Raw genomic sequence first — 15,904 nt, forward strand, 5'->3', positions numbered from 1 at the left:
ATCGCCGCCCGGCGCGGGCGGGGTGGGGTACGGGTCGAGCCCGGCCGCTCTTCGGAGCAGGCCAGCTGGCTCCCCGCCCCACCCCCGTGCCGGGCGGCATATGTGTCTAGGTCACCGTCTCGACAGAGCCGGCCCTCGTGTCGGCAGTACCGACACAGATGCCGTAGTCTGGATGCATCCTGTCGCGCTGTCACGTGTGTCGTGGCGGCGCTTTATTACTGGGCTTGTCTGGGTAGGTCATGACTGACGAAAAGCGCTCCGAGGGTTCGGGACGACCCCGCCGGAGTGGAGGTAACCACAAGGGCGGCCGGAATCAGCCGCCCGCCAACGGCCGTGGGGCCGGCCGTGGCGATGATCGGAACCGTCCGCGCGGAAAGAAGCCCACACGGGACCGAGACACATCGCGGCAGCAGCGCAATGAGGGCCACTCCGGACGGGCCGGGGAATCGGCCCAGCGGCGGACGGAGGGGCCCACGCTGCCCGAAGACGTCACCGCAGAGCAGCTCGAATCCACCACACGGGCGGAACTCCGCTCCCTTCCCCGAACCCTGGCCGAGGTCATTGCCCGGCATCTGGTGATGGTCCAGGAGCATCTTGCCGAGAATCCGGAACTCGCCTACGAGCACGCGCGAGCCGCACGGGCGAAGGCGTCCCGGGTCGGTGTGGTCCGGGAGATCTCCGGAGTCGCGGCCTACACCGTCGGAAAGTGGCAGGAGGCCCTCTCCGAGCTGCGCGCAGCCCGCCGGATGACCGGACGAGACACCTATCTGGCCGTAATGGCCGACTGCGAGCGGGGACTCGGGCGTCCCGAACGGGCCTTGGAGATCGCGCACGGCTCCGAAGCAGAACAGCTCGAAGCTCCGGAGCGCTGTGAGCTGAGAATCGTCGCTGCGGGGGCCAGGTGGGATCTGGAGCAGCCCGAAGCCGCACTCATCGAGCTTCAGGGGCCCGAGCTCCAGGAACGTCGGGCGCGCCCCTGGCTCGCCCGCCTGTTCTACGCCTATGCGGAGGCGCTGTTGCACCTGGGGCGCACGGCACAGGCGCGGGAATACTTCAGCCGCGCATCCGCGGTGGACACCGAGAACGAAACCGATGCCGACGAGCGTTGTGCCGAGCTGGAGGGCCTCCAGATCGTGGACGTGGGTGCGGATGTCGTGTGGACGGACGCGGAGGATCCCCCGGCGGAACAGGTCGCGGACGAGAGTCCGTCCCCGAAGGGGTGAGTGGGCGGTACCTGCCTACCTGCCGCTATGACCGGTCACCGCGCTGCTCAGCCTCCAGCCGGTCCAGCCAGTGCCAGATACCGTTCGTGTTGGACTCGGCGCCACTGAACAGTTCCATAACCTGCTGAGACTCCACGGGGGCGTCCGCGGGCAGGGGCTTATAGCGTGACATGACCTGCTCGCGGACCATCGCCACCGCGTGATCCAGGTCCGGTTTCGTGCCCCGGGCGGACCGGACCGTCTCCACCCACAGCCGCAGCTCCTCCTCGGCGCGGTCCAGAGTCGACTGCACGGCATGCACCGCCCCGAAGTGCGAGAACATCAGCCGTTGGGGAGCAATGTCCCGGAACAGGGCGAGACTGTCCAAGCCAGCGTCCAAGTCGAAGTCCGGCGGTGGTGTGGCCGGCCGCAGATCTGAGGTGTGGGGATTGTAGACACCGGCAGCGTCCCCGACGTAGAGATCCCCGGTGACCGAGTCCACCAGGCCCACATGGTGCTTGGCATGCCCGGGAGAATAGTGCGTGGTGAGTTTCCGCCCCGCACCCAGGTCGATCTGGCCGATCTCGTCGACCGCACGGATCCGGCTCGCCTCGGTGGGGAGAAGCTCACCGAACAGGACATCGAGTCGATCTCCCCACACCTGGCGGCTGCTGTGCATCAGCCGACTCGGATCGGCGAGGTGGCGCGCGCCGCGCTGGTGCACGACCACCTCGGCGGTGGGAAACAACCGCGCCATATCGCCCACCCCACCCGCATGGTCCAGGTGAATGTGGGTCACGGCGATCGTGGCGAGGTCCGCCGCCCCCACCCCCAGGTACTGGACCGCGTCCCGCAACAGTTCCGCGGAACCGGCAGCTCCGACCTCGATCAGACAGGGGCGTTGCGTGCGGATCAGGTAGGCGGAGGTGACTCCTGGGTATCCGGCGAGCATCGTGTCAATCGCGAACACCTCGTTGCCGAGGGGAACGATCTCGGTGGGGGCACCGGCGGGAACGCCCGTGTCCTCTGCGCTGCTGGTCAAGGGTTTCCCCTCCACATTCTGCGGTGGCCGTGTCTCCCGAATCTAGCGGAGAGATCCTCTCCACACCCACCCGGATTCGACTTTTCGCCGGCAGCCCCGGGCGTGCACGCTCGACATCACCAGGAGCAGGTGCGGGTATCCCCGGACACCGGGGCCTGCCCGCATCCGGGATGCGAGGAGGTTCCCCGATGGCGCACCCGTTCGACGCCGAGACCGCGGTGGGCGCACGCCCGCGCCCCCGCCCGGCCCCGCCGGCTGCAACCAGGAGTGATGTCTCCGAGACCCGGCCGGCCAACCGGGTGGAACTGCGTGGACGTATCACGTCCGAACCGGCGTTGCGAAAACTGTCCGGGGGGCAGCGGCTGGTGACCTGGCGTCTGGAAGTCCCACGGTGCAGCCGGGAACAGCCGTCCGTGCAGAAGACGGACACGGTGACGTGCGTCAGTTTCAGCCCGCAGGTTCAGGCCGTGGTGCGAGGATGGCGCCTCGACGATCTGGTCCAGGTCGATGGCGCTCTACGGCGCCGGCGTTGGCGCTCAGCCAGTGGTTCGTCGGTCGTTTACGAGGTGGAGGCGCGTGCGGTCGCGCGCCTGCCCACCGACCCGCCGGAGAAGCCGAACTGAGCCAGCGCCAAGGCGATCTGGGGCGCATCCGGGGCAAGTCCCGGCTGCGCCCGCCACACGACCGCACAGAGCGCACGCAGGCCGTCCACAGGGTTTCCCTCGCCCCGGACGCCCACGGCCGTGGACTCCAGCCACACTGACCAGTGACCACACCGGGCCACACCGGAGGAATCCAACTCCGGCTCGGGATGCGGCTCGTTGATCCCACCGAGATCCTGGGCAAGGTAGCTCGGGCGCAGCTGCGGGGCCGCCAACACCACATCGAGGGCAGAGGTGACGCCGCTCAGGACCAGCATGCTGTCCGACCCCCGGCGATATGCCCCCAGAATGTCGGTGTCCAGGCGGTCACCCACCACGAGTGGACGCTCCGCCCCGGTCCGCAGCACACCCAGGTCGTGCAGCGGCCGTTCTGGCTTCCCGGCCACCCGAGGCTCCCGGCCCGTTGCGTTGGCCACCACCCGGGCCAGGGATCCGTTCCCCGGACCGACGCCGCGGCCGGTCGGGACCGTGGCGTCGCCGTTGGTGACGACAAAGTGAACCTCGGCTCCGGAGTCCGCGTTCAGGGTGAGACACGCCTCGGTGAGGAGGTCGTGGGTGGTGCGGGTGCTGAACCCCTGAATCACCGCGGCGGGATCACACCGAGCGCTGGTGACGGGACGCAAGCCCTGCTGTCGCACCGCCAGTCGCAGCCCGGTGTCCCCGACCACGAGTACCGGAGTGTGCTCGGGAACGCATTCCCCCAGCAGTCGCGCCCCCGCCTGTGCCGAGGTGACCACGTCCTCCGGGCGGGCCGGCACGTCCACGGCCCGGAGGCGATCGGCAACGGCCGCCGGCGTGCGTGCGGCATTGTTCGTGACGAACGCGGTCGCCATGCCGGTGGCCCGTGCCTTGCCCACGGCCGTCGGAGCCGCGGGCACCGGCGCCGCACCCAGGTAGACCACCCCGTCGAGGTCCAACAGTGCCGCGTCGTAGACCTCGCTGAGTGGGCGGGAGCTGGCGAGAAGCATCGTCAGCTGTTACGGACGTTCGGCGGGAGTCGCGGTCAACGCCGGATCGCGTTGGACACTGTCCCCCAGGATGTCGTCGATACGTCGCATCAGTTCGGAATCGAGCGTGACACCGCTGGCGCGGACGTTGTCACGCACCTGCTCCGGCCTGCTCGCGCCGATGATCGCGGCGGAGACATTGTCGTGCTGGAGCACCCACGCGATCGCCAGCTGTGCCATACTCAGGCCGGCCTCCTCGGCGAGGGAGCCCAGCTGCTGGACCCGGCGCAGGGTCTGCGGGTCGTCCACCCACTGCATGACCTTGCTCGCCCGCTCATCGGCCCCCCGGGACGTCGCCGGTGGCGCCTGGTCGGGATGGTACTTCCCGGTGAGTACCCCCTGGGCGATCGGCGACCACACGATCTGTCCGATTCCGGCCTTGGCGCAGCTCGGCATCACCTCGGGTTCGATGACGCGCCACAGCATGTTGTATTGCGGCTGGTTCGACACGATTCGGTCCAGCCCCAACTCGTCGGCCAGCTGAACCGCCCGGTCGATCTGCTCGGCGCGCCACTCCGAAACCCCAATGTAGAGGACTTTGCCCTGCCGCACCAGATCGTCGAAGGCCCGGAGGGTTTCCTCGAGGGGGGTGAACTGGTCGAACCGGTGGGCCTGGTACAGGTCCAGATAGTCGGTGCCTAGTCGACGCAGCGAGTTTTCCACAGACCGCACGATGTGTTTTCGGGACAGCCCGCGGTCGTTCTTACCCTCCCCCATCGGGAAGTAGCACTTGCTGAAGATCTCGATGCCGTCCCGGCGCTCGCTGCTGAGCGCGCGTCCCAACACCTCCTCGGCGCGTCCCCGTGCGTACACGTCCGCGGTGTCGAAGGTCGTTACCCCTTCGTCGAGCGCGGTCCGTACACAGGCCAGGGCCGCGTCCTCCTCGATCTGGGAGCCGTGCGTGATCCAGTTTCCATAGGCGATCTCGCTGACGACAAGTCCGCTGTGTCCGAGATGGCGGAATTCCATACCCATGAGCCTAGCGTGACTCCCGCCGGCTCACTACTGCCCGGGAACCGGGGTGTCGCCGGGCTTGAGCCGCGGCTTGGGTAGGCGCAGCCGCCGGATCTGGAGCATCCGCATGGCCGCGTAGAAACCGGCTCCCCGCACCGGCTCCCCGGGTAGGTGGGCGGTGGCGACCTTCTTGATGTGCCGTCCGGTCCAGATGCCCTCCATGATGATCGTGAGCATCATCAGCGGCCACACCACCGTCGCGACCAGGTTCTGCACCGTTACCGGAGCCACGAACAGCAGCAGGATGATCACCAGGGAGAAGTACAGGAAGAACTCGCTGACCGTGCGGCGCGAGTCCACGTAGTCGCGTGCGTAGGCACGCACCGGGCCCTTGTCCTGGGGGCGGAAGTAGCGTTCGTCCCCCTTGAGGTAGCCCTCGCGTTCGCGTACCGCCTCACGCTTACGGCGTTCCCGGTACTGGCGGTAGGCTTCTCGGCGGGTCAGCGGTGCGTTGAGGGGCCGTTTCAGCTGCGCTTCGGCTTCCTTGCGCTTCGGGGTAGGAGCGCCCTTCTTCGGGGTATGCCCACGAGAGGGCGCGGCATCGGTAGGCTCGGAGCCACGAGGCGAGCCGGTCGGGGCCGAATCCCCGGTTGTGGGAGCGGAACGACGTCGGAACACCTCTTCAGGGTAACGGGTCCTGGCGGCATGGCGACCGGTTGCCATGAGGCGTAGGCTTGCCATAAGCGCCCGCTGGGAACAGCCGACACGGACCGAGAAGGGGACGCCACGCCGATGAGCGTGTTTCAGCGACTTTCGATGATGTTCAAGTCCAAGGCCAACAAGGCCCTGGACTCGGTCGAGGACCCGCGGGAGACCCTCGACTATTCGTACAACCGGCAGCTGGAGCTGCTGCAAAAGGTCCGCCGGGGGGTCGCCGATGTTGCGACCTCGCGTAAGCGGGTGGAGCTACAGATTCAGCAGCTGGAGCAGCAGTCCGGAAAGCTGGAGAACCAGAGTCGTGCGGCACTCGCCCAGAACCGTGAAGATCTCGCTCGCGAGGCGCTGACCCGCCGATCAGGGGTGCAGTCCCAGATCGAGGATCTGCGTTCGCAGCACGAGCAGCTCCAGAGCGAGGAGCAGAAGCTCACGACCGCGGCCCAGCGTCTGCAAGCCAAGGTGGACTCCTTCCGGACGCGTAAGGAAACCCTCAAGGCCAACTACACCGCCGCACAGGCCCAGACCCAGATTTCCGAGGCATTCTCTGGGATCTCCGAGGAAATGGGCGACGTCGGTATGGCCGTGCAGCGCGCCGAGGACAAGACCTCGGAGATGCAGGCGCGTGCGGGAGCCGTGGACGAGCTGCTGGCCTCGGGAGCTCTCGACGATGTCACCTCCTCCGGTACCGGGCAGAAGGACGACATCCAGGCCGAGCTCGACCAGATGGCGAGCACGAACAGCGTGGAGATGGAGCTACAGCGGCTCAAGGGCGAGGTTGGCCCGGGTGAGAGCAGTAACCGGCCACAGATCGAGGGCAATGGTTCCGGGGAGGGACGATGATCGTCCGGATCATGGGGGAGGGGCAGCTGGACCTCTCCGAGGCGGACCTGGATGTCCTGAACTCCTTCGATGCGACCCTGGAGCGGGCCATCGAGTCCGGTGATGAAGACACCTTCCGTAGCACTCTGCATGACCTGCTGGAACGCGTGCGGCGGGACGGTAAGCCGCTGCCTGCCGATTCGCTGGAGTCGTCCCAGTTCATCCTTCCCCATCCGGAGGCGAGCATGGCGGAGGTCAGTGCCATGCTTTCCGACGAGGGCGGGTTGATTCCGGACGCCGGCTGAAGCACAGATTCAATACCGGCTTTGGTGTTGCTATAGGGAGCCGTTAACTCGGGACGTCTAGACTCGCGTGTGACCTGGAAAGAGTCAGTACGTCGACGAAAGGCTGTCTGAGTGGCAGGCTCCCGTTTTATTCCGGACCGCGGACTCACCGCCCGGATGGTGGCCACGATGTCCCTGCTGGGGATTGTCTACGTGGCGTTCATCATCGCCCTGGTGCTGGTGGGCATGCCCCTGTGGTTGGTTGCCCTGATCGTGATCGGGTTCGCGGCCCTCCAGTACTTCGCCTCGGACCGGGTTGCGATGTTCGCGATGGGCGCTCGTGAAGTGGCACCACACGAGGCTCCGGAGCTGCACGGGGTCATCGACCGGCTCTGTTCGATGGCGGATATGTCCAAGCCGCGCGTAGCAATCGCGGACTCGGATGTACCGAACGCCTTCGCGACCGGGCACAGCCGCTCCAGCGCCGTGGTCTGTGTCACAACCGGGCTGCTGCGTCGGTTGGACACCACGGAATTGGAGGGGGTGGTGGCCCACGAGTTGTCGCACGTGGCCCACCGCGATGTCATGGTCATGACCATCGCTGGATTCCTCGGTATCGTCGCGGGGTTCCTCACCCAGGTCGGGCTGCGGTTCGCCCTGTTCAGTGGCGGCGCACGCAATCGTGAGGGTGTGCCGCTGGTTATGGTGGCGTTCGCCGTGGTCGTGGTGAGTGCCCTGGTGTGGGCCGTGAGCTTCCTGCTGACGCGGATGCTCTCTCGCTATCGGGAACTGTCCGCCGACCGGGCCGCCGCCTACCTCACCCAACAGCCCTCGGCCCTGGGCAGCGCGCTGACCAAGATCACCGGTGAGATGGCCCGGATCCCCAGTCGGGACCTGCGCAGTGCGGAGCCGTTCAACGCGTTCTTCTTCACCCCGGCGTTCTCCCGTAGCGGAGTGAGTCTCAGCAGCCTGTTCGCAACGCACCCGCCCGTGGAGAAGCGTCTCGAACAGCTGGCGGGAATCTCTCGCCAGCTCGGAACCGGAACCTAGACCGTCGTGCCGCCTCAGCAACAGCCGGTGCATGTGCGAAGGACATGACTATGGGATTCCTGCGGGCGCTACTCGGGCGTTCCAAGCCCGCCCAGCCCGACCTCGACGCCCTCTTCCGCCTGCCGAGCGCGGCGGTGACCCTCCAGGCAACAGCCGGGTTCACGCCCAGTGGCAGTGGGTCCGTCTCGTTCCGGGCGGCCGAGGGCACTGCCTTCGCCCAGACGGAGCAGCAGGTCGTGGAGCTGCTGACAGCGGGGCAGGGGCCCGAGGTGGAGGTGCGAACCGACGAGTACAACTACACCTGGATCGTGCTTGGGGTCGAGGCCGGTGCGGCGGCCAACGGTGACATCAGTGGCCTGGTCACCGACCTCCACGCAGTCAACTCCACCCTGGAGTCCGGAGGCTTCGGACCGTCCCTGCTGTGCTCACTGGTGGGGTTCGTGGACGACCGGGCGCGCAGCCTGGCCTTGGTCTACCTGTACAAGCGGGGCACCTTCTATCCCTTCGCACCAGTGGGGGGACAGCGCCGGGACAACGCCGTGGAGTTGCAGGTGGCCGCCGCCCTGGAGCAGGATCTGCCGATCGAGCAGGACAAGAGCCGGTGGTTTCCGGTCTATGGCGCACCCGGTCTTTGATTTTCGCATTGCAGATTCACTTTTCCGATTTTCGGAAAAGTGTGGCGCGGGTGGGGCGTGAAGCGGCACACTGAGGGGTGTGCGTATCATCATTGCTCCAGACAAGTTCGCCGGCACCCTGACCGCGGTCCAAGCCAGCGAAGCCATCGCCGAGGGCTGGGCCACGTCCATCTCCGACGTCGAACCGCATCTTCTTCCCCTGTCCGACGGTGGGCCCGGCTTCGTCGACGTCCTGCACGCCGCAGTTGGCGGCACCGTGCACCCGGTCACGGTCAGCGATCCTCGTGGCGAGCCGGTGCTGGCCCAGTACCTCCTGTGCGAGGCCCCCGCCGCCGCGGACGACACACAGCACTCCACCGTCGCCTACGTCGAGAGTGCGCAGGCCTGTGGGCTACACCTGGTGGCCGAGGAGGTCCGCAATCCCGAGTACGCCACCAGTTTTGGGGTGGGACAGCTGATCCACCACGCTGTGCGGGCGGGGGCGGACACCGTGGTGGTCGGGCTGGGCGGCAGCGCCACCAATGACGGCGGGGCAGGCATGCTCGCGGCCCTGGGCGCCACGGCAGACGAGCCACTGAACGCGGGCGCCGCCCCGCTGGCACGACTGTCCGGTAAGGTCGATGTCGACCAGGCTCGCAGTGCACTCTCGGGCGTTCGCCTGGTCGCAGCCACGGATGTGGACAGTCCGCTGGTGGGCACCCACGGGGCCAGTGCGGTGTTCGGTCCACAGAAGGGGGCGGATGCCGCGGCGGTGCGGCGGATGGACCAGGCGCTGACCCGGTTCGCGGAGGCCACCGAACGGTCGGGAGAGCTCCGTGCCGAGCCGGGAGCCGGGGCGGCCGGTGGACTCGGCTTCGGTCTACTCCTGCTGGACGGGCAGGTGGAGTCCGGTGTGGGGGTGGTCCTGAACGCGGTTGCCCTGTCCGAGTACATTGCCACATCCGATCTCGTCATCACCGGTGAGGGCTCTTTCGACCGGCAGTCGCTGCGTGGAAAGCTTCCGCACGGTGTGGCCGCGGCCGCGCGGGCGCACCGTGTTCCCTGCCTGATCCTGGCCGGGCAGAGCACGGTAGCGGCCGATGAGGCGCACCAGGCGGGCATCGCCGGGATCCATACTCTCGTTGACCAGGCTGGATCCACAGAGGCGGCGCTTGCAGAACCGGAACGTCACCTGCGCGAACTCGCCGCGGTGGTGGCCCGGAGCTGGCGGCAGGCAGAAAAGTCCCAGGCCGCAGGGGGACATTGACCCTCGCCGGTGCCGCGAATGGGATGCCGTGCGCGGCCGTGCGCCGTCCGGGTGTCCACAGTGGTGCACGGTGGCGTCCAGCACGTAGCCTGGATGCAGCGCCACAACCAAACGTGCCATGGAAATGCCAGGAAATACCGCGCGGCATCGCGGTGTTTTCCGGCCAGAAGTGCGTCCGGTCGCACACCAGCGGCCCACCCCATTCCTGGAGGAGCAAGCGATATGACCGTTGAGAGCGAGGCCCCCGCGCACGGGGTCAACCTGACCGACGAGGCAGCGGCTAAGGTGTCGGCCCTGCTGGCCCAAGAGGGTCGGGATGACCTGCGGCTGCGTATCGCCGTCCAGCCGGGGGGCTGCTCCGGGCTGCGCTACCAGCTGTTCTTCGACGAGCGTGAGCTTGACGGAGACTCCGTGGTGACGTTCGGCGATGTCGCGGTCGTGACCGACCGGATGAGCGCGCCGTACCTACAGGGCGCGGAAATCGACTTCGTCGACACCATCGAGAAGCAGGGATTCACCATCGACAATCCGAACGCGACCGGGTCCTGCGCCTGCGGAGACTCGTTCAACTGAGTCGCTGACCGGCCCACGGTGGGACCCGTCGGCGCCGGGGATACCGCGGGGTGCAGGTGTCCTGACACCTCTGCGGTCCCCCGGCGCAGGTGTCCGGTCTGTGCGGTTATGACCCCCCTGCCCTGCCGTGAGGTGAGGCCTTCCGGGTACTCTTGTCGGGTCCATCGTTCCCGTCACAGGAGCTTTTCGCAGTGCGCATCGCTGTTGCCGCATCAATCGCCACCGACAACCTGATGACGTTCCAGGGACGCATCTCTGAGCAGCTCATTGCTGATCAGCTGGAGCAGATCTCCCTGTCCTTCCTGGTCGACCAGCTCGACGTGCGTTACGGGGGTGTCGCGGCCAACATCAGCTTCAGCATGGGGCAGCTCGGTCAGCGGCCGATCCTCGTGGGCTCGGTTGGGCCCGACTTCGAGGAGTACCGGCAGTGGCTGGATCGCCATGGCGTGGACACCTCCCAGGTCCGCGTGTCCTCCGAGCACCACACGGCTCGCTTCGTGTGCACCACCGACCAGGACAAGAACCAGATCGCTTCCTTCTACCCGGGCGCTATGGCCGAGGCCCGGGACATCAGCATCGGGGAGGTCGCGGACCGGGTCGGAGGGCTGGACCTGGTTCTGATCGGTGCCGATGACCCGGTCGCTATGACTCGGCACACCGAGCAGTGCCGGGAGTTGGGGATTCCGTTCGCAGCTGACCCGTCGCAGCAGATGGCTCTCATGGACGGCGAGGGCATTCGCAGTGTCGTGGACGGAGCGGCCTACCTGCTCACCAACGAGTACGAGAAGTCGTTGTGCGAGCAGAAGACCGGCTGGAGCGACGAGGAGGTCCTTGACCGCGTCGGTATGCGGATCACGACGCTCGGGGAGAAGGGCTCGCGCATCGACCGTAAGGGCGAACCCCCGATCCACGTGCCCAGCGCCCAGGTCAACACCGTCGCCGACCCGACCGGTGCCGGTGACGCATTCCGAGCCGGGTTCTTCACTGGGTTGGGGCGGAAGCTGTCGTTGGAGCGCTCGCTGCAACTGGGTAATGCGGTCGCGGTGCACGTCCTGGAGACCTCGGCTCCCCAGGAGCACACCCTGACCACGCAGTCGATCACCGAGCGACTCTCGGCCTCCTACGGGGACGAGGTTGCCCAGGAGATCGGGGCTACGCTCTCCTGAGCCAGGGAGTGGGGCTATCCGGACGTCGGCGGGCTGTGTTGTCCTGCGCACTCCTGCGCAGGGCGTAGAGTGGGATTCTGACCGCCGCCGCTGTGGGCCTACGGGCTGAGCCCGCCCCGGCAGGAGGCGGGGTCACCGGGAGCCGGCCGGGCACGTCGGCCGTGGGGGCCACTGGGCCACCTCCTGGATCCAGGTAAGCCTTACTCAGGACTCCCATCAGATGACTGACCAATCATCGGAGGATTTCACATGCGCTACACCGGACCTAAGGTGCGGTTGTCCCGGCGCGCCGGAACCCCGCTGACCCGTAAGGCGGTCGGCTACTTCGAAAAGCGGCCCTACCCGCCGGGTGAGCATGGCCGCCGGGTCCGGCGCTCCAACAGCGACTTCGGCGTGCGAATGCTGGAGAAGCAGAAGGTTCGCTGGTACTACGACGTTTCGGCCAAGCAGCTGTCCCGAATCTTCGACAAGGCGAGCAAGCGTTCGGGACGTGCCGGCGAGGAGATGCTCGCCGACCTCGAGCTGCGTCTGGCCACCGTGGTTCTGCGAGCCGGGTTCGCCCCCTCGATCTACGCGGCGCGGCAGTACGTGACACACGGGCACATCACCGTGGACGGTAAGAAGGTCGACATTCCTTCCTACACGCTCAAGCCGGGCCAGATCGTGAGTGTCCGGGAGAAGTCCAAGAAGATGGTGCCCTTCATCGAGGCCGCCGAGGGTGTGCACGCCGACGACAAGACGGTGGGCTACCTGGCGGTCAGCCACTCCGATCTGAGAATCGCGGTCGTTGACCGGCCGAAGCGGGAGCAGATTCCCGTGCCGTTCGACGAGCAGATGGTTGTGGAGTACTTCAAGGGAAGTGCGCGCTAGACCCGAACACGGGGTGCGGCGCAGACGCCCGACAGCGGGCGGAGTGGGGCTCAACCCACCCCGCCCGCTGTTTCGTTTCGTGCGGCCGCCCCCGGTCGGGGGCGGGCCGTGCATTTCCTGGGCATCCTCAGAACGGGGGACCCGGTGCAGGGTGCTGCGCGAGCAACGATACGCTCGCCTTAGCTCGCCGTGACGGCGCACTGGCTCCCACCTGGGGCCACGTGCATCCGCGAACGGTGGGCGGGCGACATTCGCGGCACCCCGCCGGGCAGACCGGGCCGCTGCATGCAACACGCTGCGCGTGTCTGGCTGTGCTCACCGGGGCGTGTGGTGCGCGATACTGGTCCCCTGAACGTCCTGGATACACGACTGCCCGCAGCATGCGGGCACCACCGCTGGGAAGGCAATCCGTGAGTCCGACCCGCCATTGGAATCGGCGCTCGGCGCTGCGCCGATGGGCACCACGTGGCGCCGTGCTCGCCGCGCTCGGCATAGCCCTCACCGGCTGTGCCAACAACGAGTTCACGCGGCTGGGGATGCCGGAGCCGATCACCCACCAGGCCGACCGGGTCCTGGCCCTGTGGCAAGGGTCCTGGATCGCTGCGTTCGCGGTCGGTTTCCTGGTGTGGGGACTGATCATCTGGTCCGTGATCTTCCACAGGAAGCGCTCCGAGCAGCTCCCACCGCAGGTCCGGTACAACCTGCCGATCGAAGCCCTCTACACAGTCCTGCCGTTCGTGATCATCGCGGTGCTGTTCTACTTCACCGCGCGTGACCAGACCGTGCTCATGGACACCGAGGCCGATCCGGCATCTGAGGATGTCGTCGAGATCGATGTCCTGGCCTATCAGTGGAGCTGGCAGTTCACCTATGTCGGGGAGGAGAACGTCAGTGGTGACGATGTTGCCATTGCGGGTATCCCCGGTGAGGACCCCCAGCTGGTCATCCCCAATGACACCACGATCCATTTCAATCTGGAGTCGCCGGACGTCATCCACTCCTTCTGGGTTCCCGCGTTCCTGTTCAAGCTGGACGTGATTCCCGGACACCCCAACGAGTTCCAGGTGGACCTCCATGAGGACGTCGAGGGTGTGTTCGAGGGTAAGTGTGCAGAGCTGTGTGGTGTCGACCATTCACAGATGCTGTTCACGGTTCGCGTGGTCGACCCGGACGAGTTCGACGAGTGGATCTCCGAGCAGCGGGACGACCCCGAGTCCGGGATCGAGGTTCCCGCAGCCGAGGAGCTCGAGGAACTCAACGGAGGCACCGCCGATGGTGCTGAGGACACTGACGACGCCGACGAGGCGGCCGCAGTGCGCGACGAGGAGCAGGACGACGAGGAAGCGGAGGCGGCCACCTCATGACAGCTGTTAGCGAGGCTCCCGCCACACAGTCAACCGCCCAGTCCACACGCCAGGGCTCGCTCATCGTCAACTGGCTGACCTCGACGGACCACAAGGTCATCGGGTACATGTACCTGATCACCTCCTTCGGGTTCTTCCTGCTGGGCGGGATCATGGCTCTGCTCATCCGCGCGGAGCTGATGTTCCCGGGCATGAACGTGATGACGCACGAACAGTTCAACCAGCTGTTCACCATGCACGGCACGATCATGCTGCTGTTGTTCGCGACTCCACTCTTCGTGGGATTCGCGAACATCATCGTTCCCCTTCAGATCGGGGCGCCCGACGTCGCGTTCCCCCGGATCAATCTGTTCAGTTACTACCTATTCCTCTTCGGGGGGCTCATCGTCGTCGCGGGCTTCCTCACGCCCGGCGGTGCGGCGAGTTTCGGTTGGTTCGCCTACACCCCACTCTCGGACGCGGTGCGTTCGCCGGGGGTCGGTGGGGACCTGTGGATTCTGGGGCTCCTGGTCTCCGGCCTGGGAACCATCCTCGGTGCGGTCAACTTCATCACCACCGGCCTGTGCATGCGTGCACCCGGGATGACGATGTTCCGGATGCCGATCTTCTGCTGGAACACCATGCTCACCAGTGTTCTGGTGCTGATCGCGTTCCCCGTGCTGACCGCGGCGCTGATCGCGTTGGGCGCGGACCGCATGATCGGGACCCAGGTGTTCAACCCCGAACACGGTGGCCCCATCCTCTGGCAGCACCTGTTCTGGTTCTTCGGGCATCCCGAGGTCTACATCATCGCCCTGCCGTTCTTCGGGGTGGCGACCGAGATTCTTCCGGTGTTCAGCCGCAAGCCGATCTTCGGCTACAAGAGCCTGGTGGCTGCCACGATCGCGATCACCGGCCTGTCGGTGACCGTCTGGGCGCACCACATGTTCCCCACCGGGGCGGTGTTGCTGCCCTTCTTCTCGTTCATGTCCTTCCTGATCGCGGTTCCGACCGGAGTGAAGTTCTTCAACTGGATCGGGACCATGTGGCGAGGACAACTAACGTTCGAGACACCGATGCTGTACACGATCGGGTTCCTGGTGACCTTCCTGTTCGGTGGTCTCACCGGTGTCCTGTTGGCCTCGCCGCCGCTGGACTTCCACGTCACCGACACCTACTTCGTGGTGGCGCACTTCCACTACGTTGTCTTCGGAACCGTGGTCTTCGCGATGTTCGCCGGGTTCTACTTCTGGTGGCCGAAGTTCACCGGAAAGATGCTGGACGAACGGCTGGGCAAGATCCAGTTCTGGCTGCTGTTCTTCGGGTTCCACGGGACCTTCCTGGTGCAGCACTGGCTGGGTGCAGAGGGCATGCCCCGCCGGTACGCCGACTACCTGCCCACCGACGGCTTCACGACGCTGAACCAGATCTCCTCGGTCAGTGCGTTCGTGCTCGGAGCGTCCACGCTGCTGTTCTTCGCCAACATCTACAAGACGCACCGCAGCGCACCCAAGGTAGAGGTGGACGACCCGTGGGGGTATGGCTGCTCGCTGGAGTGGGCCACCTCCTGCCCGCCGCCGCGGCACAACTTCACCTCGCTGCCGCGGATCCGTTCCGAACGGCCGGCGTTCGACCTGAACCACCCGCACGCCGCGGCTCCGGGCGCGGTTGCCGCCGCCGACCGGAACTAGCCGGGATTAGGAGCATTCGATGAAGGCACAGGCATACCTGTGGATTATCACCGCCCTTGTCTTCGCGGTCTTTGCCGGGATCTACATCACCTGGTCGCTGTGGGACACGGGGCCGGCGGCAACCGGCGGAAACATCGAGTGGACCGGCACGGTCGCTCTGGTGTTCAGCGTGTTCTTCGGGCTGATGGTGGGCTTCTGGCTCTGGCAGGCCGCACGTCGCAGCGAACGCCAGCATGGGCTGCCTCCCGAGGACACCCACACCGGGGAGATCGACGAGAACGCCGGTGAGTACGGGTTCTTCTCCCCGCACAGCTGGTGGCCCCTCTTCTGTGCCCTGGCGGTGGCCTTCACCGCGGTGGGCGTCGCCATCGGATGGTGGATGGTCCTGATCGGTGGGTTCGCGATCGTGCTGACCTCGATTGGCTGGGTGTTCGAGTACTACCGCAAGGAGTTCCAGCACTAGCAGAGACCGCGCCTACGCCATAGCTGCCCCGGTGTATCTAATGCCCCTGTCGGGGTTCGGATGCACCGGGGTAGTCTTGTGCGGGGAGTGGTCGCGGGCCGGTCATCACCGCGACGTCGCCGTGACGGGACATGCGGAGAACCGGGGGAAACCCCATACCCCCCGCGCGCGTCCAACCGA

17 protein-coding genes are annotated in these 15,904 nt (G+C 66.6%); 13 read left to right on the forward strand and 4 right to left on the reverse strand.

Annotated features, from left to right (window positions below):
* The first annotated feature begins 239 nt into the window (after positions 1-239).
* Positions 240-1,223, forward strand: a complete 984-nt coding sequence (locus RIF23_RS00005; RefSeq protein ID WP_310910196.1) for a tetratricopeptide repeat protein — start codon at positions 240-242, stop codon at positions 1,221-1,223.
* 25 nt (positions 1,224-1,248) lie between these two features.
* Here the strand turns inward: RIF23_RS00005 and RIF23_RS00010 are convergent, their stop codons facing one another.
* Positions 1,249-2,154 (reverse strand): MBL fold metallo-hydrolase, encoded by a 906-nt coding sequence (locus RIF23_RS00010; RefSeq protein ID WP_310911177.1) that lies wholly within the window; start codon positions 2,152-2,154, stop codon positions 1,249-1,251.
* Positions 2,155-2,432: 278 nt separating this feature from the next.
* Here RIF23_RS00010 and RIF23_RS00015 point away from each other — a divergent pair, with 278 nt between their 5' ends.
* Entirely contained in the window at positions 2,433-2,867 is a 435-nt protein-coding gene (locus RIF23_RS00015) for a single-stranded DNA-binding protein (RefSeq protein WP_310910197.1), read from the forward strand.
* On the opposite strand, the gene RIF23_RS00020 is transcribed toward RIF23_RS00015, so the two are convergent.
* The 3 genes from RIF23_RS00020 to RIF23_RS00030 are packed head-to-tail and all read right to left on the reverse strand — an operon-like array spanning position 2,804 to position 5,608.
* Positions 2,804-3,874, reverse strand: coding sequence for an HAD-IIA family hydrolase (locus RIF23_RS00020; RefSeq protein ID WP_310910198.1), 1,071 nt, complete (start codon positions 3,872-3,874; stop codon positions 2,804-2,806). The two genes, RIF23_RS00015 and RIF23_RS00020, sit on opposite strands and share 64 nt — an antisense overlap.
* A gap of 9 nt (positions 3,875-3,883) precedes the next feature.
* Positions 3,884-4,882: an aldo/keto reductase family protein gene (locus RIF23_RS00025; protein ID WP_310911178.1), complete on the reverse strand. Its 999-nt coding sequence runs from the start codon at positions 4,880-4,882 to the stop codon at positions 3,884-3,886.
* Between the two features lie 33 nt (positions 4,883-4,915).
* Positions 4,916-5,608, reverse strand: a complete 693-nt coding sequence (locus tag RIF23_RS00030; protein ID WP_310910199.1) for a DUF3043 domain-containing protein — start codon at positions 5,606-5,608, stop codon at positions 4,916-4,918.
* 51 nt (positions 5,609-5,659) lie between these two features.
* Here RIF23_RS00030 and RIF23_RS00035 point away from each other — a divergent pair, with 51 nt between their 5' ends.
* The 11 genes from RIF23_RS00035 to RIF23_RS00085 all read left to right on the forward strand — a co-directional run bounded on the left by RIF23_RS00035 (position 5,660) and on the right by RIF23_RS00085 (position 15,724).
* The gene (locus RIF23_RS00035) at positions 5,660-6,424 is read left to right on the forward strand and encodes a PspA/IM30 family protein (protein WP_310910200.1); all 765 of its coding nucleotides are present in this window, start codon (positions 5,660-5,662) and stop codon (positions 6,422-6,424) included.
* Positions 6,421-6,708, forward strand: a complete 288-nt coding sequence (pspAA, locus tag RIF23_RS00040) for a PspA-associated protein PspAA (RefSeq protein WP_310910201.1) — start codon at positions 6,421-6,423, stop codon at positions 6,706-6,708. Before RIF23_RS00035 ends, pspAA begins: the two co-directional genes overlap by 4 nt.
* 111 nt (positions 6,709-6,819) lie before the next feature.
* A complete protein-coding gene (gene htpX, locus RIF23_RS00045) occupies positions 6,820-7,737 on the forward strand; it encodes a zinc metalloprotease HtpX (protein WP_310910202.1) in 918 nt (305 codons plus the stop codon).
* A 50-nt stretch (positions 7,738-7,787) separates the two neighbouring features.
* Positions 7,788-8,372, forward strand: coding sequence for a PspA-associated protein PspAB (gene pspAB / locus RIF23_RS00050; RefSeq protein ID WP_310910203.1), 585 nt, complete (start codon positions 7,788-7,790; stop codon positions 8,370-8,372).
* Between the two features lie 79 nt (positions 8,373-8,451).
* Positions 8,452-9,618 carry a glycerate kinase family protein gene (locus RIF23_RS00055; RefSeq protein WP_310910204.1) on the forward strand — a complete coding sequence of 389 codons (1,167 nt, stop codon included), beginning with the start codon at positions 8,452-8,454 and terminating at the stop codon, positions 9,616-9,618.
* A gap of 222 nt (positions 9,619-9,840) precedes the next feature.
* A complete protein-coding gene (locus tag RIF23_RS00060; RefSeq protein WP_310910205.1) occupies positions 9,841-10,191 on the forward strand; it encodes a HesB/IscA family protein in 351 nt (116 codons plus the stop codon).
* A 191-nt stretch (positions 10,192-10,382) separates the two neighbouring features.
* Positions 10,383-11,357, forward strand: coding sequence for a carbohydrate kinase family protein (locus tag RIF23_RS00065; RefSeq protein WP_310910206.1), 975 nt, complete (start codon positions 10,383-10,385; stop codon positions 11,355-11,357).
* 249 nt (positions 11,358-11,606) lie between these two features.
* Positions 11,607-12,227, forward strand: a complete 621-nt coding sequence (gene rpsD, locus RIF23_RS00070) for a 30S ribosomal protein S4 (protein WP_310910207.1) — start codon at positions 11,607-11,609, stop codon at positions 12,225-12,227.
* A gap of 410 nt (positions 12,228-12,637) precedes the next feature.
* A complete protein-coding gene (gene ctaC / locus RIF23_RS00075; RefSeq protein ID WP_456085729.1) occupies positions 12,638-13,591 on the forward strand; it encodes an aa3-type cytochrome oxidase subunit II in 954 nt (317 codons plus the stop codon).
* Positions 13,588-15,261, forward strand: coding sequence for an aa3-type cytochrome oxidase subunit I (gene ctaD / locus RIF23_RS00080; protein WP_310910208.1), 1,674 nt, complete (start codon positions 13,588-13,590; stop codon positions 15,259-15,261). Before ctaC ends, ctaD begins: the two co-directional genes overlap by 4 nt.
* Before the next feature lie 19 nt (positions 15,262-15,280).
* On the forward strand, positions 15,281-15,724 hold the full coding sequence (locus RIF23_RS00085; protein ID WP_310910209.1) for a cytochrome c oxidase subunit 4: 444 nt from the start codon (positions 15,281-15,283) through the stop codon (positions 15,722-15,724).
* Positions 15,725-15,904 lie beyond the last annotated feature (180 nt).

The sequence above is a fragment of the Lipingzhangella rawalii genome, from assembly GCF_031628175.1.
GTDB lineage: Bacteria > Actinomycetota > Actinomycetes > Streptosporangiales > Streptosporangiaceae > Lipingzhangella_A > Lipingzhangella_A rawalii.